This window comes from Parabacteroides sp. 52 (genome assembly GCF_010500925.1).
Lineage (GTDB): Bacteria > Bacteroidota > Bacteroidia > Bacteroidales > Tannerellaceae > QVMG01.
Genome location: NZ_QVMG01000001.1, coordinates 1 through 20935 on the forward strand (window position 1 = coordinate 1; position 20935 = coordinate 20935).

Genomic DNA, 20935 nt, shown 5'->3' on the forward strand with positions numbered 1-20935 from the left:
GCTTTAGTCCCTTTTCCTTGTGCATAACAACGCAGCACTTGTCGAATCTTTTGCATACTAATTTGTTTATTGGCCATAAATCATGTTTTCTTAAAATCTGTTTAAAGAAACAACTTTAAGAAGGCTCAACAACAACTAACAAATGACTCTTTTGAAGGGGATCAATTTCAATTGGCAAACGGGGGCAATTTCAATTGGCGGAGGGGATCAGTTTCGATTGGCGAACAGGGGTCAACGAGGAGAGGATTTTCCACCGGTAAAGAATCTCTTTTTTTGTCTCAACCTCGCCGAACTGGAGGAGTTGAAGACTCTTCTTTTTATCCACAAAAGGAAAGAGGATCCGTGTGAGAAACAATTAGCCCTTTTGCATATATTCGCTAATTAAACAGAACATTCTGTAAATCTTTATAAAAAACGAAAACAGGGGATGAAATACCTACAAATGGGTATACCCCGGATGCCCTGTATTTCTTAATTTTGCATCCGTATTAAAATATATAAGTCATGAAAATAGAGAAGATTATTGGACGTGAGATCCTTGATTCAAGAGGAAATCCTACCGTAGAAGTAGATATCGTATTGGAATGTGGTGTTATCGGTCGTGCCTCTGTGCCTTCCGGTGCTTCGACAGGTGAACATGAAGCCTTGGAATTGCGTGATGGGGATAAGAACCGTTACGGAGGCAAAGGGGTTCAGAAAGCAGTTGAGAATATCAATAAAACAATTGCTCCGGCTTTGATCGGTATGTCTGCGTTGAACCAGATGACTATCGACCAGGCAATGTTGAAACTGGATGGTACAAAAACAAAATCCAACCTGGGAGCCAATGCTATCCTGGGTGTTTCGTTAGCTGTTGCCAAGGCTGCTGCCAACTACCTGGATATCCCTCTATACAGATATATCGGGGGCACCAATACCTATGTATTGCCTGTACCGATGATGAATATTATCAACGGCGGATCACATAGTGATGCTCCGATTGCTTTTCAGGAATTTATGATTCGTCCGGTGGGTGCCACTTCCTTCCGGGAAGGTCTTCGTATGGGTACAGAAGTATTCCATGCATTGAAGAAAGTATTACATGACCGGGGACTGAGCACAGCCGTAGGGGATGAAGGTGGTTTTGCCCCAGCCTTGGAAGGTACGGAAGATGCCTTAAATGCGATTCTGACTGCTATCAAAGCGGCCGGATATGAACCGGGAAAAGACGTGATGATCGGCCTGGACTGCGCTTCTTCGGAATTCTATAATGACGGTATATACGATTATACGAAGTTTGAAGGTGCCAAGGGTGTTAAACGTACATCCGATCAACAGGTAGATTACCTGGAGAAACTGATCAATGAATATCCGATTGATTCGATTGAAGACGGTATGAATGAAAACGACTGGGAAGGTTGGAAGAAGCTGACTGACCGTATCGGAAACCGTTGTCAATTGGTAGGGGATGATTTATTTGTTACCAACGTAGACTTCCTCTCGAAAGGTATCATCGAAGGTTGTGCCAACTCCATCCTGATCAAAGTAAATCAGATCGGTTCATTGACAGAAACATTGCATGCCATTGAAATGGCTCACCGCAATGGATATACCACCGTAACCTCTCACCGTTCAGGGGAAACAGAAGATGCAACGATCGCAGATATTGCTGTTGCCACGAACAGTGGACAGATAAAGACCGGTTCTTTGAGCCGTTCCGACCGTATGGCTAAATACAACCAATTGCTTCGTATTGAAGAAGAATTAGGTGATCTGGCTGTCTACGGATATAAGAAACTGAAATAAATAGAAGTAAATATAATCACATAATTGCTAATTTATTAACCAGGATCTGGAACAAAGAAAGAGAGTTGTCTGATGGACTTCTCTCTTTTTTCTTGTTTGCCGTGTTCTCGAAACACTTATCTGGGGGCATCCTCCGGCTACTATCTTATAAATTAGTATTATTTTTGTTCCATAAACCATTCGCATTGCTTTTTTGCCGGGTGAGAGCCCATAATAGAATGAATTTATGAGTGATAAATACATTATACTATCGCCTGTTTAAAATGAATAAAGAGAATCGAAAAGAAACATTTCCGGTATTGGAGATGAGTTGTGCTGCTTGTGCTGCCAGAGTAGAACAGATTATAAATGCCCTGCCGGGTGTAGAGGAGGCGACCGTGAATTTCGCTGCATCCCAGGTGAGGGTTAACTATCATCCGGAAAAGACTTCTCCCCAAAAGATCCGGGAGGCAGTCCGGGAAGGAGGATATGATTTATTTATAGAAAAGGAAGAGGAAGAAGCCGAAGTCCTGGAAGAATTGTATGCCGAGAAAGAACAGATACTTAAGAGACGTACGCTTTGGGCGGTTATATTGGCTCTGCCTATTGCTGTGATCGGCATGTTTTTTATGCATATGCCGTATGCCAACGAAGTCATGTGGCTACTTTCCACCCCTGTTGTATTCTGGCTTGGCAGAGACTTCTTTGTCAATGCCTGGAAACAGGCCAAACACCATACGGCCAATATGGACACTTTGGTGGCTTTGAGTACAAGCATAGCTTATTTGTTCAGTGTATTCAATACGCTCTTCCCGGCATTCTGGATTCAGCGAGGTGTTCAACCCCATGTTTATTTCGAGGCTTCCGCTGTAATCATTGCTTTTATTCTTTTGGGACGTTTATTGGAGGAGAGGGCCAAAGGCAATACCTCTTCGGCTATAAAAAAACTGATAGGCTTACAACCCAAAACGGTAACGGTTCTTTCGACTGACGGACAAGAACGGCAAATCCCCATCAAAGAGGTGATTGTAGGAGATATATTACTTGTGAAACCGGGTGAGAAGATCGCTGTCGACGGTTGGGTAACCGAAGGATCGTCCTATGTGGATGAGAGCATGCTTAGCGGTGAACCGGTGCCTGTCTTGAAAGAAACAAACCATAAAGTGTTTGCCGGAACCATCAACCAGAAAGGAAGTTTCCGCTTTCAGGCAGAGAAAGTAGGGTCAGAGACTATGCTTGCCCAAATTATCCGCATGGTACAGGAAGCACAAGGTAGCAAAGCTCCTGTGCAAAAGCTGGTGGATAAAATAGCCGCTGTCTTTGTTCCTATAGTGATCAGCATCGCTCTTCTTTCTTTTCTGTTGTGGCTTGTATTGGATCCCGTGAACGGGTTTACCCACGGTTTGTTGGCCCTGGTGACAGTCTTGATAATAGCCTGTCCCTGCGCTTTAGGATTGGCAACCCCTACGGCTATTATGGTAGGTATAGGAAAAGGGGCGGAAAAGGGAATTTTGATTAAAGATGCCGAAAGCCTGGAGTCAGCCCAAAGAGTAAATACTGTCATTTTGGACAAGACTGGCACCCTTACGGAAGGAAAACCTCAGGTGATAGATATACTTTGGGCGGATGATACCCCCGATCGTTTAAAGAGTATTTTATTAAGTATTGAAAAACAATCGGAGCATCCGTTGGCAGAAGCGGTGGTTCGTTTTTTCCATGACGAAGCAGAAGAGGCGGTCGACGATTTTGAAAGCGTGACGGGGAAAGGAGTGAAAGGAAGGGTTAACGGACAGACCTTTTATGTAGGAAACAAACGTTTACTTACAGAAAATCATATTCTAATAGATAAGGATTTGGAAAAAAAGGCTGCTGAGTTTACTGCAGCATCTAACACCGTCATAGGCTTTGCCGATACCGAACGTGTACTGGCCCTATTAGCCATAGCCGATAAGATAAAAGAAAGTTCCGTATACGCTGTATACCAGTTGTTACACTCCGGTATAGAGGTCTATATGCTTACCGGAGATACCGAAGCGGCAGCCGCTAAAATAGCTTCTCAGGCTGGTATCTGCCACTATAAAGCCGGTGTATTGCCACAGGAGAAAGCCGCCTTTGTACAGCAACTTCAAGCCGAAGGCCATACTGTGGCCATGGTGGGAGACGGTATTAACGACAGTGCGGCATTGGCACAGGCCGACCTCAGTATCGCCATGGGCAAAGGCAGTGATATCGCTATCGATGTGGCAAAGATGACTCTTATCTCTTCTGACTTGAACAAGATTCCGGAAGCCATTCGTTTGTCGAAACAAACCGTAGCCACCATCCGGCAGAACCTGTTTTGGGCCTTTATATACAATCTGATCGGAATACCTCTTGCCGCAGGTATTCTTTATCCATTAAACGGATTTTTATTGAACCCGATGATTGCCGGAGCCGCCATGGCTCTCAGCAGTGTAAGTGTGGTGACAAATAGTTTGCGCCTGAAGTGGAAGAAATAAGGAAATAAACGCGGCCTTATATCACTACCTTCTTCGTTATTTTATGCAGACTCATTATCCAGGTTACCAATAAGGAGAGAACAAAGGATAAGCATGCAATCAACAGAATTTTCACAAAAGCAGGCACCTGCATATGCGGGTATATAAGATCATAAGCGAACTGCACCAGGATAAAATGACAAAGATAGATGCCAAAGGTCAGTGAGGCTGTCTTTGTTAAGAGGGGAGAGGGCTTGATCTTTATTTTCTGTATAAGGATGAATACAGAGAATGTCATCAGAAATACATTGATACCCGAAAAATACCAGATAATCTCCAAATTGGCATAACTGCCGGGATGATATTGTTGTGTGAGGATAAATCCACCGGCTGTAATGACATAACCTACCAGGAAAAGAGGTATTGCGACAGCCAATGTCCGCTTCCAACTCCATTGGAAGGGATATTTCACCAGGTAATAAGCCAAAACAATATAACCCAGGAAACCGGAAAAATAATAAAACAAGCCGTAGGCATTCCAATCGCATATACCTAATATACCCATATTGCCATAATTACCGGTATAACCCAATAAAGGGGCAAACATTTGCACATAAGGCAAACACATGCTGATGATCCAGATGCCTAGAAAATATTGGATATCCTTTTTCCCCGCTTGATTAAGCCAGGCACTGATGATGGGCATAAACAGGTAGAGACCGATCAACATATATAGATACCAAAGCGGAGTCGTGTCGTAATTGAAGTTGAAAAGGAAAAGATACAACTTCTGAAATGTCTTCGCAGGTGTATAGTCTTCCATTAGGATATTCGGACTGACAATCTCTATACCCGAATTCACATAAAGGTAATAGAGGATAGGTAATGCCAGCGACCAGAAAACAAAGGGTAATAATAATCTCTTGGCCCGCTTGGAATAAAACGTAGGCATATCCATATGAACCGGTAATAACAATACGCCTGACATCATCACAAACAAAGGCACACAGGAACGGACAAAACTGCCGATGAATGCTCCGGTTAGGAATTCAGCGTGATTATTCTCAAACTGCCCCACAAACGGATCGCAGGAATGGGATAAAATAACTAAAAAACAGGCGATTACCCGTAGTAAATCAACCCATACTATGTGCTCTCTCTTTGTTGTTTGCATATTGTCTTTCTTTTTGAGATATTAAAAACCGCACGAAAGTACAGAAATAATCTCTTTCCCGGAAGGAAAACAGGAGAGTAAATAAAAGTGCCGATAACTATCGACACAATTGCCGATATATATCAGCACAATTGCCGACGATTATCAGCACAATTGCCGACAATTGTCAGCAATTTTATTCCCAGGCAACTTTTCCGCTTCCTTCCTTGTTCTATAAACACATAGAACTAAAAACGTCAAAAATATATTCGGATGAAAAATTTGAAAAAAGCGATAGAAAGTCGCAGAACCTATTACAGTCTAAGTGATAAAAGTCCGATCTCGAACGAAGAGATCAAGGAGTTAATCGATTTTGCTGTCTTGAATGTACCTTCCGCATTTAATTCCCAATCGACCCGGGTGGTTCTATTGTTGAACGAGAACCATAAAAAACTCTGGGATATTGTAAAGGATGTGTTGAAGAAGAGAATATCCGTAGAAGCCTTTCAAGCAACAGAAGCTAAGATAGACGGAGCATTCGCTTCCGGCCACGGAACGGTGCTTTTCTTTGAAGACGAAGCGGTGGTAGAAGGATTACAAAAGAAATTCCCCAGTTATAGTCAACATTTCCCGGTTTGGTCTCAACATACATCAGCCATGCATCAGTTTGCCATCTGGACATTGTTGAAAGAGGCCGGTATGGGTGCCTCTTTGCAACATTACAACCCTTTGATAGATGAAGAGGTTATCCGGACCTGGAAATTGAATCCCCGGTGGAAGTTAGTGGCTCAGATGCCTTTCGGTATCCCGGTGAGTGAGCCGGCAGCAAAAGAATTTCAACCTTTGGAAAACAGAAGTATGGTGTTTATTTGACACATGAGAAAACAGGGAAGGGGGCTCTCCATTTTAGGATTGAGTCCCCTTCTTCTTTTTGTGTTGTCTTCGGTAAATAACATATCCGGTGATAAAGACAATCAGAAAAAAGATACCGGAAAAGAAAACATAAAGATCCCCCCATAAACCGGGCAGGAATGTATATATTCTGCCCACATGTATTTCCAGGCATAGGTGCCAAAGAGAGATGCGTCCTTCTTTCAAAGCCTCAGGCATACGGGCAAAAGAATCATTCTTGCCCCGGACTCTCGCTCCCGGTCCGTATTCGAAAACAACCTGTTTGTTTTTAAAATCAGCGGAATAACCACTGACGGCATTTGTCAGTGTCGGCATTCCCGGTCGTTTTCGTTCCATCTTTTTACCGGTGAAATAGTCGAAGCTTTCGCCTGTTTTTTTATTCCATAGATAGATACCACTGAAAGAGGCGGTTATCCAGGTCGTGGAATCCTGTTGACAGAATACATTTACTCCCATGACACTAACGGGAGGTGCCTGGTGTATTTTCTGCGGGGGAAGGTCCGGATTCTCAAACCGGTAGAACCCTTCGGATGAATAGAGTATCCATTCTTTGTCATGAGGGTCGTAGCGCAGGCAGCGTAGCTTATCAAACCAGGGGTTTGTATTGTCTAAGACCGAACCCGGAACCGGCTTTGTTTTTGCCCGGATAATCGCAATCAATAAGGGAGGACGCAGAAACATGCCGGAAACTCCCAGGATCAGGAAAAAAACAAAAAAGAAAGCGCCGATTTTATTGTGCCACTTCAATGACGATGTAAACAGGGAACGACTGCGTTGGGCATCTTCTCCTTTTCTCTTTTTCCGTTTAATAAAGGAAGGACAAAGAAACAAAAGGATTCCCGTTATGCACAGGAGAATAACCAGGAGCCCCAGGATGTCTACTATCACTTTGCCGGTTATGCCGAATAATTCCCCACTATGCAATGTCCATAATGTCCGGAATACGGTGGATTCTTTTTGGTACCCTTCCGGTGCAGGCAGTTCTTTTTTCTCGAATCGGGTGAAAGGATAGGTCGCTATATAGAGATGCGAACGGGTCATCAAGACCAAACTGTCTCCCTGAGTGGCAAGGTCTGTGAATCTTTCTGTATCTCCAATGAGGTGCGATTGGTTTATCCATGTATGTGTTGTCCGGTCCAGTTTATACAGATCGAATGTAGTCACAGCATAATATATATCTTCCTGAGTCCGGATGATGTTATTGACAATCCTGTTGTCGGCCCCTTCTTTCATTCCTTGTACAAAAGGTTGAAAATGGCGGTGTTCCGGATCCGTCAACCAAATACCGCTTCCGCCGAATAAGAAGACCGTGTCTGCAGATACCTGTATGCTGCTTTTGATCGATCCGTTATTCCAGTTAGCGTACTGATACGTAGACGGCAGGAGGGTGCGGGGCATATCAACCGAAGAGATCGCCCGGCGGTGGTTCAGGAAAATACCTGAAGTGGCAAACAGCAAGAGGCAAAAGGCAAAGGGTAATCCTACCCATTTATGCCATTTTTTCATTTGGCGGGAGGAGGATCTTGTATTGTTGTATTTCGGGGGATTCTTCATTTTATCCATATAAAAAAAACGCCTGTTTATAACATGTCTTTATCTATTCCGAATTTCTCTTCTGCATGACATTTGCCTTCCGGTTCGATATGCACAACGATGTCGTATACATTTTCTACAGCGTCTTTTATGCTTTGTTCCACCGCATCGGCAATGGCATGGGCCTCCTGCAGGGAGATGTTGCCATCCGCCTCAATATCCAGGTCTATCATATACATATTCCCCATTTGGCGGGAACGGACCCGGTGGGCATTGGTTGCTCCGGGGACCCGGTCTACGGCTTCAAATATTTTTTCATAAACCGATTCATCTTTCACTCCATCCATCAATTCGACATTGGAGTCCATAAAAATACCAATCGATGTTTTAATAATAAAAATGCTGATAATCAACCCGGTGATTGTATCCAGGATCGGAAGATGTAATATAAAGGTGAAAAAGAGCCCAAGCAAAACACCGATCGAGATAATCACATCGTTCTGCATGTTTTTGGCATTGGCGATGAGCAATGAACTGTTTATCTTTTTCCCTTGTCGCATCTGGTAGTATGCCAATCCCCACTTACTGAAAATAGAAAAGAGCGTGACATAAAGAGCCAGCATGCCGGGAAGAACTCTCGGCTCGGAAGAAAATATCCGTTGTACGGAAGAAAGTAACATTTGCATCCCGGCATAAAAGATTACCAGGGAGAGGATCTTTGTGGCTATGCTTTCCGCTTTTTCATATCCGTACACATATTTCCGGCTGGGAGGTTTGTTGATTATACGGGCGGTAAAAATCATTACAATAGAAATAATTACATCGGTGGCGGAGTCGATGCCATCCCCTAAAACAGCCAGGCTGCCTGATAATAGACCGATGGTGATTTTAGCAACGGATAATATACTGTTCCCAATCGTACTGATCCAGGAGGTGCGGATTAATACTTTTTCTCTTGAAGCGGGTTGATGCATGAACGATTTTTTATTCGATTAAATGTACAAAGATAAAACTTCCTGTTGGAAAACATATTTATTCTTTTCTGCCTGTCTCTTTTGTTAGGGAGTAAATGACAAAAAAATAGCTGTTCAATCCTTTGTCTAAGAAGGAATAAGGTTAAGAATTACTAATTTGCGTAACAACAAAGGTCTTTTTTCGTTTTATAATAAAATAGCTACTTTTACATGAAAAATAGAAATGAAATGGTTTTAAAGTATATGGTGTTGGGACTTTGTCTCTTGTGTGGCATGAATCTAAAGGCGCAATGTAAAGTTGAAAATCAGTATTTTCAAACAGGTGAAGTCTTGACATACGATATGTATTTCAAGTATGGTATTCTTTACACAAAGGCGGGAACCTCTTCTCTGTCTGTGACAGATGATACCTATGCGGGCAATGATGCCTATCGAATGACCTTAGAGGCTAAATCCGGTGGTATAGCCAAATCTTTTTTCTCAATGTCGGACACCCTCTCTTCCTGGATGACGAAAAAACTCGTGCCCCTGGCATATGCGAAGGATGCCCATGAAAATGGGGATTATACAAATGAACGGGCTGTCTATACGTATTTACCGGAAGGCGGCGTATCCCTTCGGAATATCAACATACGAAATGAAAAATTGCGTTATGATACCACCTTGGTTTCCGACAATTGCATGTATGATATGTTGAGTATCGTCTATTATGCCCGAACCCTGGAGTATGCCACAATGAAAAAGGGAGATAAGAAAACCGTTTCTTTTTTCTCCGGCAGGAAAAAGGTGGATATGGATATAGAATACCATGGGGTGGAGAAAGTTTCCGCCAACGATGGGAAGAAGTATAATTGCATCAAACTGGTACTAATGATGAATGAAAGAGCCTTTGAAGATAAAAATGAGGCGATGAAAGTCTTCATCACCAACGATTACAACCGCATCCCCGTGCGGATTGATTCCAAGTTGAAGGTCGGCTCCACCCGGGCGGTACTGAAGGCATATAAAGGGCAAAGAAATTAATAGTTTTTCTTTTATTGGAATCACGACGGTCACTCTTCTGTCTTATGTACAGGCCGTGCAGGCCATGGGAGGTGTGATATCTTTTTGTATCTTTGCCGGCTCAATACTAAAACAAAGTTATCACAGATGATCAGAATAGACCAGTTGCCTTCTCCCTGTTATGTAATGGAAGAGCGGTTGTTACGCAATAACCTGGCACTTATAAAAAGTGTCAAGGAACGTGCAGGGGTAAATATTATATTGGCGTTTAAGTCCTTTGCCTTATGGAAAGCATTTCCGATTGTCCGGGAGTATATACCTTATTCGACAGCCAGTTCAATCTATGAGGCTCAACTGGCTTATGAAGAGATGGGCAGTCTGGCGCATACCTATTCGCCGGCCTATACGGAAAAGGATTTCCCGGCTATCTTAAGATATAGCAGCCATGTGACATTCAATTCCTTGTCTCAGTTCAACCGTTTCTACCCGATGGTAGAAGCAGATGGAAACCGTGTCTCTTGTGGCATTCGTATAAACCCCGAATATTCGGTGGTGGAAACGGATTTATACAATCCGACTGCGCCCGGATCGCGTATGGGAGTAGTCCGGGATCTCTTAGGCGAAAGTTTGCCAGAAGGAGTAGAAGGGCTCCATTTTCATACTCTTTGTGAATCGACCTCGTATGACCTGGAGAAAACACTGGCAGTCGTAGAGGAGCGTTTCGGACAGTTTCTGCCGCATATCAAGTGGTTGAATATGGGCGGGGGACATTTGATGACACGCAAAGGATACGATGTAGAACATCTGATAGAGTTGTTACAAGGGTTTAAAGCCAAGTATCCGAACCTGGAGATCATCCTGGAACCGGGAAGTGCTTTTGCCTGGCAGACAGGTTTTCTGTTGACAACGGTGGTCGATGTTGTAGAAAATAAGGGAATTCGTACCGCCATTATAGATGCTTCTTTCACCTGTCATATGCCCGATTGCCTGGAGATGCCTTACCAACCGGCTATCCGGCAGGCTGTATCGCAGGAGGAGGGTGCATACACCTATCGTATCGGTGGAAACAGTTGCTTGAGCGGTGATTTTATGGGCGACTGGCATTTTGTCAAACCGTTGCAGGTGGGGGATAACCTGATCTTTGAAGATATGATTCATTATACGATTGTCAAAACAAATATGTTTAATGGTATTCCGCATCCGGCTCTTGCCTTGTGGAGTAGGGAAGATGAATTGATTCTCTACCGTACCTTCGGGTATGAGGATTATAAGCACCGCATGAGTTAAATCACTTCTCCCTTGTGAGTTGTCAATTTAAATATTACCTTCGCATTATTATACAAAACACCAGAAAAAGATGGGTATTTTTAGTTTTTTCAGTAAGGATAAAAAAGAAACGTTAGATAAAGGATTGTCTAAGACCAAAGAGAATGTTTTTTCTAAAATAACACGTGCTGTTGCAGGAAAGAGTAAGGTAGACGATGATGTACTGGACGATTTGGAAAAGATATTGGTCACTTCGGATGTAGGAGTAGATACAACCCTTAAGATCATTAGCCGTATTGAAAAGCGTGTAGCCCGGGATAAATACATAAACACCGATGAATTGACAAGGATTCTTCGGGAAGAAATCGCCGAATTGCTGACGGAAAACAATCCTGATAAAGAGGAAGGCTATGTGCTTCCGGAAGACAAGAAACCGTATGTGATTATGGTTGTTGGCGTGAATGGTGTTGGAAAGACAACGACAATCGGTAAATTGGCTTATCAGTTTAAGAAAGCCGGAAAGAGTGTGTATTTGGGAGCGGCTGATACCTTCCGGGCAGCGGCTGTGGAGCAATTGGTGATTTGGAGTGAGCGGGTAGGGGTACCTATCATCAAACAAAAGATGGGGTCTGATCCTGCCTCCGTGGCTTATGACACCTTGAGTTCTGCCCAATCCAATCAGGCCGATGTGGTTATTATCGATACGGCAGGTCGTTTGCATAATAAGATCAACCTGATGAATGAGTTGACCAAGATCAAGAATGTAATGAAAAAGGTGGTTCCTGATGCTCCTCATGAAGTCTTGTTGGTATTGGATGGTTCAACCGGACAAAATGCCTTTGAACAGGCCAAGCAGTTCACGGCAGCCACAGAAGTCAATGCCTTGGCGGTAACCAAATTGGATGGAACAGCAAAAGGCGGTGTGGTGATCGGTATCTCGGATCATTTTCATATCCCGGTGAAATATATAGGGCTGGGAGAAGGTATGGAAGACTTGCAGGTGTTTAATAAAAAAGAATTTGTGGATTCTTTATTTGGAGAATAAAAGGCTATTGTGTGTAGCTTGTTATATTATAGTTAGGCACAGGTTACATGCACGTGATCTGTGCCTAAACATTTATAAGTAGAGTTTGTCGTATGCGTAAAAATAAAGTAGATATAATCACGCTGGGGTGTTCGAAAAACCTGGTGGATTCGGAGCAGTTACTGCGTCAGTTTGTTGCCAACGGGTATACGGTTTCCCATGATCCGGAAAAGATAAATGGAGAGATCGTGGTGGTGAACACCTGTGGTTTTATCGGGGATGCACAGGAGGAATCGATTCAAATGATCCTCGAACTCGGTGAGGCGAAGCGAAAAGGACGGATTGGGCAATTGTATGTGATGGGATGCCTGTCGGAACGTTTCTTACAGGAAATGCAAGCGGAACTGCCGGAAGTAGATCGTTTTTATGGAAAGTTTGATTGGAATGAGTTATTGACTCATTTGGGAAAAACATATTATAAAGACCTTGCTACCGACCGTATACTCACAACCCCCAAGCATTATGCATATGTGAAGATCGGAGAAGGCTGTAACCGTACTTGTTCCTATTGCTCCATACCTATAATAACCGGTCCTTACCGCTCTCGTTCAATAGAATCTCTTGAAACGGAAGTGCGTTTGTTGGTGGAAAAAGGGGTGAAAGAGTTTCAGCTCATCGCACAGGATCTTACCTTTTACGGGTTGGATATGTATAAACGACAGGCATTACCCGAACTGGTGGAACGCCTCTCGGATATATCCGGAGTGGAATGGATTCGTTTGCATTATGGTTATCCTTCCCATTTCCCTTATGAATTATTGCCAGTGATGCGTACCCGTGACAATGTGTGTAAATATATGGATATCGCTTTGCAGCATATCAGTGACCCTCTGTTGAAAAAAATGCGCAGGAATATCACAAAACAAGAGACTTACGACCTCTTGATGCGTATGCGTGAGGAAGTTCCCGGTATTCATTTGCGTACTACCCTGATGGTAGGGCATCCCGGTGAGACGGAAAAGGATTTTGAGGAGATGGTTGAGTTTGTAAAGAAAGTACGTTTCGAACGCATGGGAGCCTTTGCTTATAGTCATGAAACAGGTACTTATGCGCATACACATTATGCGGATGAAATACCTGAGGAGGTGAAGCAGGACAGACTGGATTATATCATGCGTATCCAGGAGAATATATCTGCAGAAATCAATGAACAGAAGATCGGTCAGACTTTCCGGACAATAGTGGATAGAGAAGAGGAAGACTTTTATATGGGAAGAACGGAGTTTGACTCACCGGATGTAGACCCGGAGGTTTTAATAAAAAAAGAAAAGTTACTTATCCCGGGGCAGTTTTATCAGGTGAAAGTAACGGATGCGCAACCCTTTGAATTGTATGGGGAGGTCTGAAATGGACAAAATGCCCTGTATATTTGTATGTTAACAAAAAAATAACTAATATAGCCGTCCTATTTAAAAAAGGCAATATGAAAAACAAAGAACTTATTGCAGAGTTGGCCAAACGTATGGGGTGGACCCAGCAGGAAGTGGCAGAAATGATGTCTTGTCTGAGCTCTGTTATAAGCAATGCATTGGTCGATAATGATACCGCTTATTTTCAGGGATTTGGACAGTTTGAAGTAAAGAAAAAAGCCGAACGTATAACCGTGAATCCCGTCAGTGGAAAACGTTACCTGGTTCCTCCCAAATTGGCTCCAGTCTTTCGCCCGGGCATGACGATCAAAACAAAACTTAAAGAATTAAAAGACAATGAATAACCGGTTGACGACACAAGATTTAGCCGGTTTGTTGGCAACGAAGACCGGTAGAACAAAGAAAGATTCCGAACAATTTATCAGAGAATTTATTTCCGCAGTGACTCAAGGTGCTTTTACTGACAGATTGGTGAAAGTAAAAGGGTTGGGAACTTTTAAGATCATAGAGGTTGAAGATCGGGAGAGTGTCAATGTAAATACGGGTGAACGTTTTGTTATTCCCGGTCATTTCAGATTCAATTTCACACCGGATAAAGACCTGAAAGAGTTGGTGAACAAACCTTTTTCATTCTTTGATACCACAGAAATAGAGGAGGGGAAAGATATTTCGGAACTATTAACAGCCGAAACAGAGGAGGAAATAGCGGAACCGGAAGAAGCTTTGATACCAGAGCAGAAAGAAGAACAAATACTTGAACCGGAAGAAGAACAGATACCAGAGCAGAAAGAAGCACAAATACCAGAGTCGAAAGAGGAGGTTTTACCTGAAATAGAAGAAAGTGTAGAGGAACCGGAGATGCCGGAAGAGCTGCCCGAGGTTCATGACGAGCCAATAGCCCCCTCCAGACAGGAGGATAAAGAATCTCCATCCCAAGAGCCTCAAAAGCCTCAAAAAGGGAAGAAGAATAGAGGGTGGTTGTTTGTGCTTTGGGGTATAATCCTTTTGGTGATAGGTATAATCGGTTATAAATATAGAATCTATTTACAAGAAATAGAACAAGAAAGAAGGATTGAGCAAATAATTGCTATTTCGGGGCCTGAGGTACAGGAGGAAGAACAGCAAATACCGATTGAATCCGAAGAGAGTGTAAATGACAGCATTGTGGTTGTGGCGGAAGAAGAAAAACAACCGGAGAAGATAACCGTAGAGACACCTAAGATATTGAAGACTGTCAAGATTGAAGCCGGTAGCCGCTTGACCTTAATAGCCCTTGAACATTATGGAAATAAGATCTTCTGGGTGTATTTGTATGCATTTAATAAAGAAAAGATAAATGACCCCAATAATATACCTATTGGCACGGAGATACAGGTGCCTTCACCGGAACAATATGGTATAAATGCCAAAGATCGCAGTTCCATAGAGAAAGCATCCGCTCTTCAGACCGAAATATTAACAGGGAAAAAGTAAAAAGTTTTTTCCTTTTAATAAAATAAATAAACCATGCCGTACAGTTAGAATTATTTAACTGCAAAAGTGTATCATACGAATTTAACATTTCTAATTTTGTACGTCTAAAAAAAGGAAGATATATATTTGTCAATAATATAATAATAATAGAAAATCTATGAGTCAGACAGTAGACATTCGTGAGTTGAATGAGCGAATTGAAAGTAAGAGTTCGTTTGTGAATATGATTACGATGGGAATGGACCAGGTAATTGTTGGCCAGAAACATTTAGTGGAATCGTTATTGATTGGTTTGCTATCCGATGGACATATCCTCTTGGAAGGGGTGCCCGGTTTGGCAAAAACCTTAGCCATTAAAACATTGGCCTCCTTGATCGATGCGAAATACAGTCGTATTCAGTTTACGCCGGACTTATTGCCTGCCGATGTTATCGGTACGATGATCTATAGTCAAAAAAATGAAGAGTTCCAGGTTAAACAAGGTCCCGTGTTTGCCAATTTTGTATTGGCGGATGAAATTAACCGTGCACCGGCAAAGGTACAGAGTGCTTTACTGGAGGCGATGCAGGAACGTCAAGTGACAATCAGTGAACATACGTATCCATTACCTAAACCTTTCCTGGTAATGGCTACCCAGAACCCGATAGAGCAGGAAGGTACCTATCCGTTGCCGGAAGCACAGGTGGACCGTTTCATGCTTAAAGTGGTAATTAATTATCCAAAGAAAGAAGAAGAAAAGTTGATTATCCGTCAGAATATATCAGGCGCAAGCCCGGAGATCAAACCGATTCTTACCAAAAAAGAAATACTGGAAGCCCGTGAAGTCGTTCGGGAGGTTTACCTGGATGAAAAAATCGAACGTTATATTGTAGATATTGTATTTGCCACCCGTTTCCCTCAGGAATTCGGAATGGCTAATTTATCCAATATGATTTCTTTCGGTGCTTCTCCCCGTGCATCTATCAACCTGGCCTTGGCAGCACGTGCCTATGCCTTTATCAAACGCAGAGGATATGTGATCCCGGAAGATATCCGCGCTGTTTGTCACGATGTAATGCGCCATCGTATCGGATTGAGTTATGAGGCAGAAGCCAATAACCTGACTTCCGAAGAAGTGATTAGTGAGATTCTGAATAAAGTAGAAGTACCCTAAAGAATGGACAATGGACAGTTGACAATGGACAATGAAGTTTTGTATTACTAATTGTTAATTGTCAATTATCAATTGTCAATTGACAATTATGGAGACAAGTGAACTACTCAAAAAAGTTCGTCAGATAGAAATTAAGACTCGTGGTCTTTCGCGCAATATCTTTGCGGGGCAATATCATTCGGCTTTTAAAGGACGGGGTATGGCCTTTAGTGAGGTGCGGGAATACCAGTTTGGGGATGATATTCGGGATATCGACTGGAACGTGACGGCGCGGTATAACCGTCCGTATGTGAAGGTGTTTGAAGAAGAGCGCGAATTAACGGTTATGTTATTAATAGACGTTTCGGGAAGTCGCGACTTTGGTACGGTTTCTGTAATGAAAAAAGAAATCATTACAGAGATTGCCGCCACCTTGGCTTTCTCAGCGATCCAAAATAATGATAAGATTGGGGTCCTTTTCTTTTCTGATAAGATTGAGAAATTTATCCCTCCTCAGAAAGGGAAGAAGCATATCTTGTATATTATCCGTGAATTGATTGATTTTCATCCGGAAGAGAAAAGAACAGATATTACCCAAGTCTTGAAATATATGACAAGTGCTATCAAAAAGCGGTGTACGGCCTTTTTGATATCGGATTTTATTGACAAAGGGGATTTCAAAGATGCTTTGACTATAGCAAACCGCAAACACGATGTTGTTGCGATCCAGGTCTATGACCGTCGCGAAGCGGAACTGCCAGCTGTTGGATTGATGAAAATCAAAGATGCGGAAACAGGTGTCGAACGTTGGATCGACAGTTCTTCCTCCCGTGTACGCGAAGTATACAAAGAATGGTGGGAACGCAGACAAAAGCAGATGAATGACTCCTTTAAAAAGAGTCGCGTCGATGCTGTTTCGGTACGCACGGAAGATGATTATGTGAAAGCATTAATGGCTCTTTTTGGTAAACGTAATTAAGTATACAGATGAAATTGATATATAAAAGCATACTGTTTCTTTTATTCGCGGTCTTTGCTATGGGGGGGAATGTATATGCACAACGGACATTGATCGATGTTGCAGTTGATTCGGCATCCATACTTATAGGCGAGCAGACTCTCATGCGACTGACTGTTACGGCCGATAAAGATCGACCGGTACATATATTGATACCCGCAGACACTTTGATGCGTGGGGTAGAGGTGGTCAATATAGGCAAACCGGACTCTACCTTTATTGAGAATAATCGTTTGTTGATCAAACAGGATTTATTGATTACTTCTTTTGATTCTTCTTTGTATTTATTGCCTCCCCTGAAGGTGATAGATGGGGTAGATACGGTCTATTCGAACCAGGTTGCATTGAAAGTATCCACCTTGCCAGTTAATGTGGATGCACCGGAAGAGTTCTACGATATCAAGGATGTATGGAAGCCTCCTTTTGTGTTGGCTGATTATTATCCTATTATATTGGGTATTTTATTGGCGATCTTCCTGTTGTGTGTACTTGCTTATGTGATAAAACGTCTGCGTAGTAAGAAGTCTATTCTTCCGTTTAAGAAACCGGAGCCGCAGTTGCCCCCGCATGAGCAAGCTATTCTAGAACTCAATGAGATTAAGCAACAGAAGTTATGGCAACAAGGGCGTAATAAAGACTATTTTACGCTTATAACAGATACATTGCGCCGTTATATAACAGAACGCTTCGGTGCCAATGCCATGGAGATGACCTCGGGTGAGATATTAGACTTTATCCGGCAGGAAACAGAAGCTGAATCGGTTTATGATAACCTGAAACAGATATTGCAATTAGCCGACCTGGTTAAATTTGCTAAAATGCATCCGCTACCGGACGAGAATGATTTGAGTATGATGAATGCGTATTTGTTCGTTAATCAGACAAAAAAAGAAGAAACGCCTCAAACCGCTGAAAAGTCGTTGGAGAAAGAAAATGATGAAACGGACGAGTCAATTAAAAATCAAGAATAAAAATGGTATTTGCTAATCCCACATATCTCTATTTATTAGTATTACTTATTCCATTGACAGGATGGTATATTTACAAATTAAGTAAAAGTCAGGCAAGTCTGCAGGTCTCCTCTTCGGAAGCATTTGATTTGCCTCAGGCAACATCCTGGAAGGTCTATCTGCGCCATCTGCCTTTTGCCTTACGAATGGCTGCAATCGCTTTACTGATTGTTGTATTAGCCCGCCCACAATCAACGAACAGTTGGCAATCTTCCTCTACAGAAGGTATAGATATAATGCTTGCCATGGATATATCCGGCAGTATGATGGCGGAAGATTTAAAACCGAACCGGTTGGAAGCATCCAAAGATGTGGCTGCCTCTTTTATCAATGGTCGCCCGAACGATAATATAGGTTTGGTGCTTTTCTCCGGAGAGAGTTTTACCCAATGTCCTCTGACTACGGATCATACGGTGTTGTTGAACCTGTTTAAAGATATCCAAAGCGGGATGATTCAGGATGGGACGGCTATCGGTTTGGGACTGGCAAATGCAGTCAGCCGTATCAAAGACAGCCAAGCTATATCCAAAGTTATTATCTTGCTTACAGACGGTATGAATAACAGAGGAGAAATAGCCCCTATAACAGCCGCAGAAATAGCAAAAACCTTTGGTGTACGTGTGTATACGATTGGAGTTGGTACGCAGGGGACTGCTCCCCATCCTTTTCCAACGCCGTTTGGTGTTCAGTATCAGAATGTACCTGTAGAAATTGATGAACCGGCATTGAAGCAGATTTCTGCTATGACTGGCGGACAGTATTTCCGTGCGACAGATAATGCTACTCTGAAACAAATATATACTGAAATCGATCAGTTGGAAAAAACAAAGATCAGTGTACAACAATTCAGTAAAAAACAAGAAGAGTATACATACTGGGCTTTATTGGTTTTTGCTTTGTTACTGATTGAGATCTTGTTGAGAAATACGTTGTTGAGAAATATTCCATAAATAAAGAAAAGACTTATGTTTCGTTTTGCAAATCCGGACTTTTTATATTTATTATGTATACTTCCCCTGCTTATAGGCTTTTATATCTACTCAATTGTATGGAAGAGAAAGGCCGTTAAAAACTATGGGAATCCTGATTTACTCCAGGAGTTAATGCCAGAGGTATCTCCTAAACGGCAATATCTGAAATTCTGGCTCTTATTTGCCGCTATAACATGTGTTATTTTTGTGATAGCCGGTCCGCAGTTTGGTTCTAAATTGGAGACTGTTAAACGTCAGGGGGTAGAAATAATGGTCTGCCTGGACGTTTCAAATTCCATGTTGGCCGAAGATGTGGCACCCAATCGGTTGGATAAGGCTAAACAGATGTTATCCCGTCTGACGGATGGGTTTACCAATGATAAAGTGGGTCTGATTGTTTTTGCAGGAGATGCTTTTACCCAATTACCCATAACCTCGGATTATATATCGGCCAAGATGTTTTTATCGTCAATCAATCCTTCGATGGTCTCTTCTCAAGGCACAGCTATCGGAGCCGCTATTAATCTGGCGAATCGTTCGTTTACACCCAATGAAACTTCGGATAAAGCGATTATCTTGATTACAGATGGTGAAAACCATGAGGATGATGCGATTGGTGCGGCTAAAAAGGCGGCAGAAAAAGGCATACATGTGAATATTGTTGGAATGGGGCAACCTCAGGGTGCGCCTATCCCCATTGGAACGAATAATAATTTCTTGAAAGACAAAGAGGGAAATGTGGTTGTTACCAAATTAAATGAACAGATGTGTCAAGAAATAGCTGCAGCAGGCAATGGTTTGTATGTGCGTGCAGACAATACCAATTCAGCGTTGAAGGCTCTGCAAAGTGAGATTGAGAAAATGAATAAGTCCGAACAGGACAGTAAGATCTATTCAGAATATGATGAACAATTTCAGATACTAGCCTGGATAGTCTTATTTCTGTTAATAGCCGAATGTCTAACATTGGATCGGAAAAACCGGATATTCAGAAAAGTGAAACTATTCTCTTAAATAAGTTGATAGCGATGAGACATAAACAAAACACAATTATATGGATGATAGCATTTCTACTTTGTCATGGAGTAGTATTTGCACAAAAAGCGGAACGTAAGAATGTACGGGAAGGGAACAAACTCTATCATGACGAAAAGTATACCGAATCGGAAATTGCTTTTAGAAAAAGTGTGGATGTAAATCCGCGTTCCACGGAAGGTATGTATAACCTGGGGAATGCCCTTTATAAACAGAATAAATTGCCGGAAGCAGCAGAGCAATATCAGTTGGTTGCCGGACAAGGGGAAAAGTTACTTCAGACTGAGGAAGGCAAGGCGCATTTATCAGAAGTATACCATAATACCGGAAACATCTTTATGCAAAATAAAGACTACGGGAAAAGTGTGGAAGCCTATAAACAAGCGCTTCGTTTGAATCCGAAAGATGATGAAACCCGCTATAACCTGGCCTTAGCCCAGAAACTACTGCAAGATCAACAAAATGAAGATCAGAACCAGGATCAGCAAAATGAGGATAAGGATAAAGATGAAAAGAAAGAGGATGAGAATAAAGATCAACAACAAGATCAGCAGCAGCAACAACAACAGGATGAAAACAAAGAAGATAAAACCCAGGAACAGGAGCAACCCAATGAACAGATGAGTCAGGATAATGCACAACAAATATTGGATGCCTTCCTGCAAGATGAAAAAGACACACAGGAAAAAGTGAAACAGGCGCAACAACAACAGCAGGAACGTCGCCGCAGTGAAAAAGAATGGTAATTGATAAAACGAAAA

The 20935-nt window shown here is 42.3% G+C and carries 18 protein-coding genes; 15 read left to right on the forward strand and 3 right to left on the reverse strand.

Annotated features, from left to right (window positions below; genetic code table 11):
• The first annotated feature begins 504 nt into the window (after window positions 1–504).
• Both eno and D0T51_RS00010 read left to right on the forward strand, forming a co-directional pair.
• Window positions 505–1785 (forward strand): phosphopyruvate hydratase, encoded by a 1281-nt coding sequence (gene eno / locus D0T51_RS00005; RefSeq protein WP_163723646.1) that lies wholly within the window; start codon window positions 505–507, stop codon window positions 1783–1785.
• Between the two features lie 263 nt (window positions 1786–2048).
• Window positions 2049–4262 (forward strand): cation-translocating P-type ATPase, encoded by a 2214-nt coding sequence (locus tag D0T51_RS00010; protein ID WP_163723649.1) that lies wholly within the window; start codon window positions 2049–2051, stop codon window positions 4260–4262.
• Window positions 4263–4278: 16 nt separating this feature from the next.
• Here the strand turns inward: D0T51_RS00010 and D0T51_RS00015 are convergent, their stop codons facing one another.
• Complete coding sequence (locus D0T51_RS00015; RefSeq protein WP_163723651.1) at window positions 4279–5415, reverse strand: acyltransferase; 1137 nt, start codon at window positions 5413–5415, stop codon at window positions 4279–4281.
• 252 nt (window positions 5416–5667) lie between these two features.
• On the opposite strand from D0T51_RS00015, the gene D0T51_RS00020 reads away from it, so the two are divergent.
• Window positions 5668–6267: a nitroreductase family protein gene (locus D0T51_RS00020; protein ID WP_163723653.1), complete on the forward strand. Its 600-nt coding sequence runs from the start codon at window positions 5668–5670 to the stop codon at window positions 6265–6267.
• A 33-nt stretch (window positions 6268–6300) separates the two neighbouring features.
• Here D0T51_RS00020 and D0T51_RS00025 read toward each other — a convergent pair whose 3' ends face one another.
• The gene (locus D0T51_RS00025) at window positions 6301–7869 is read right to left on the reverse strand and encodes a PepSY-associated TM helix domain-containing protein (RefSeq protein WP_163723655.1); all 1569 of its coding nucleotides are present in this window, start codon (window positions 7867–7869) and stop codon (window positions 6301–6303) included.
• Between the two features lie 17 nt (window positions 7870–7886).
• Window positions 7887–8813, reverse strand: coding sequence for a cation diffusion facilitator family transporter (locus D0T51_RS00030; protein ID WP_163723657.1), 927 nt, complete (start codon window positions 8811–8813; stop codon window positions 7887–7889).
• Between the two features lie 210 nt (window positions 8814–9023).
• Here D0T51_RS00030 and D0T51_RS00035 point away from each other — a divergent pair, with 210 nt between their 5' ends.
• The 12 genes from D0T51_RS00035 (at window position 9024) to D0T51_RS00090 (ending at window position 20920) form a co-directional block, all read left to right on the forward strand.
• Window positions 9024–9836 (forward strand): DUF3108 domain-containing protein, encoded by an 813-nt coding sequence (locus D0T51_RS00035; RefSeq protein WP_239056594.1) that lies wholly within the window; start codon window positions 9024–9026, stop codon window positions 9834–9836.
• 126 nt (window positions 9837–9962) lie between these two features.
• A complete protein-coding gene (gene nspC, locus D0T51_RS00040; RefSeq protein WP_163723658.1) occupies window positions 9963–11102 on the forward strand; it encodes a carboxynorspermidine decarboxylase in 1140 nt (379 codons plus the stop codon).
• 70 nt (window positions 11103–11172) lie between these two features.
• Window positions 11173–12126, forward strand: a complete 954-nt coding sequence (ftsY, locus tag D0T51_RS00045; RefSeq protein ID WP_163723660.1) for a signal recognition particle-docking protein FtsY — start codon at window positions 11173–11175, stop codon at window positions 12124–12126.
• A 92-nt stretch (window positions 12127–12218) separates the two neighbouring features.
• The gene (gene rimO / locus D0T51_RS00050; RefSeq protein ID WP_163723662.1) at window positions 12219–13511 is read left to right on the forward strand and encodes a 30S ribosomal protein S12 methylthiotransferase RimO; all 1293 of its coding nucleotides are present in this window, start codon (window positions 12219–12221) and stop codon (window positions 13509–13511) included.
• A 77-nt stretch (window positions 13512–13588) separates the two neighbouring features.
• The gene (locus D0T51_RS00055) at window positions 13589–13879 is read left to right on the forward strand and encodes an HU family DNA-binding protein (protein WP_163723664.1); all 291 of its coding nucleotides are present in this window, start codon (window positions 13589–13591) and stop codon (window positions 13877–13879) included.
• On the forward strand, window positions 13872–15008 hold the full coding sequence (locus D0T51_RS00060) for an HU family DNA-binding protein (RefSeq protein ID WP_163723667.1): 1137 nt from the start codon (window positions 13872–13874) through the stop codon (window positions 15006–15008). Before D0T51_RS00055 ends, D0T51_RS00060 begins: the two co-directional genes overlap by 8 nt.
• Window positions 15009–15165: 157 nt before the next feature.
• The gene (locus D0T51_RS00065; RefSeq protein WP_163723669.1) at window positions 15166–16161 is read left to right on the forward strand and encodes a MoxR family ATPase; all 996 of its coding nucleotides are present in this window, start codon (window positions 15166–15168) and stop codon (window positions 16159–16161) included.
• An 88-nt stretch (window positions 16162–16249) separates the two neighbouring features.
• Window positions 16250–17119 carry a DUF58 domain-containing protein gene (locus tag D0T51_RS00070; RefSeq protein WP_163723671.1) on the forward strand — a complete coding sequence of 290 codons (870 nt, stop codon included), beginning with the start codon at window positions 16250–16252 and terminating at the stop codon, window positions 17117–17119.
• Window positions 17120–17127: 8 nt separating this feature from the next.
• On the forward strand, window positions 17128–18129 hold the full coding sequence (locus D0T51_RS00075; protein ID WP_239056596.1) for a hypothetical protein: 1002 nt from the start codon (window positions 17128–17130) through the stop codon (window positions 18127–18129).
• A 2-nt stretch (window positions 18130–18131) separates the two neighbouring features.
• Window positions 18132–19118 (forward strand): VWA domain-containing protein, encoded by a 987-nt coding sequence (locus tag D0T51_RS00080; RefSeq protein WP_163723673.1) that lies wholly within the window; start codon window positions 18132–18134, stop codon window positions 19116–19118.
• A 15-nt stretch (window positions 19119–19133) separates the two neighbouring features.
• On the forward strand, window positions 19134–20153 hold the full coding sequence (locus tag D0T51_RS00085; RefSeq protein WP_163723675.1) for a VWA domain-containing protein: 1020 nt from the start codon (window positions 19134–19136) through the stop codon (window positions 20151–20153).
• A 44-nt stretch (window positions 20154–20197) separates the two neighbouring features.
• Complete coding sequence (locus tag D0T51_RS00090; RefSeq protein ID WP_239056598.1) at window positions 20198–20920, forward strand: tetratricopeptide repeat protein; 723 nt, start codon at window positions 20198–20200, stop codon at window positions 20918–20920.
• The last annotated feature ends 15 nt before the right edge of the window (window positions 20921–20935 follow it).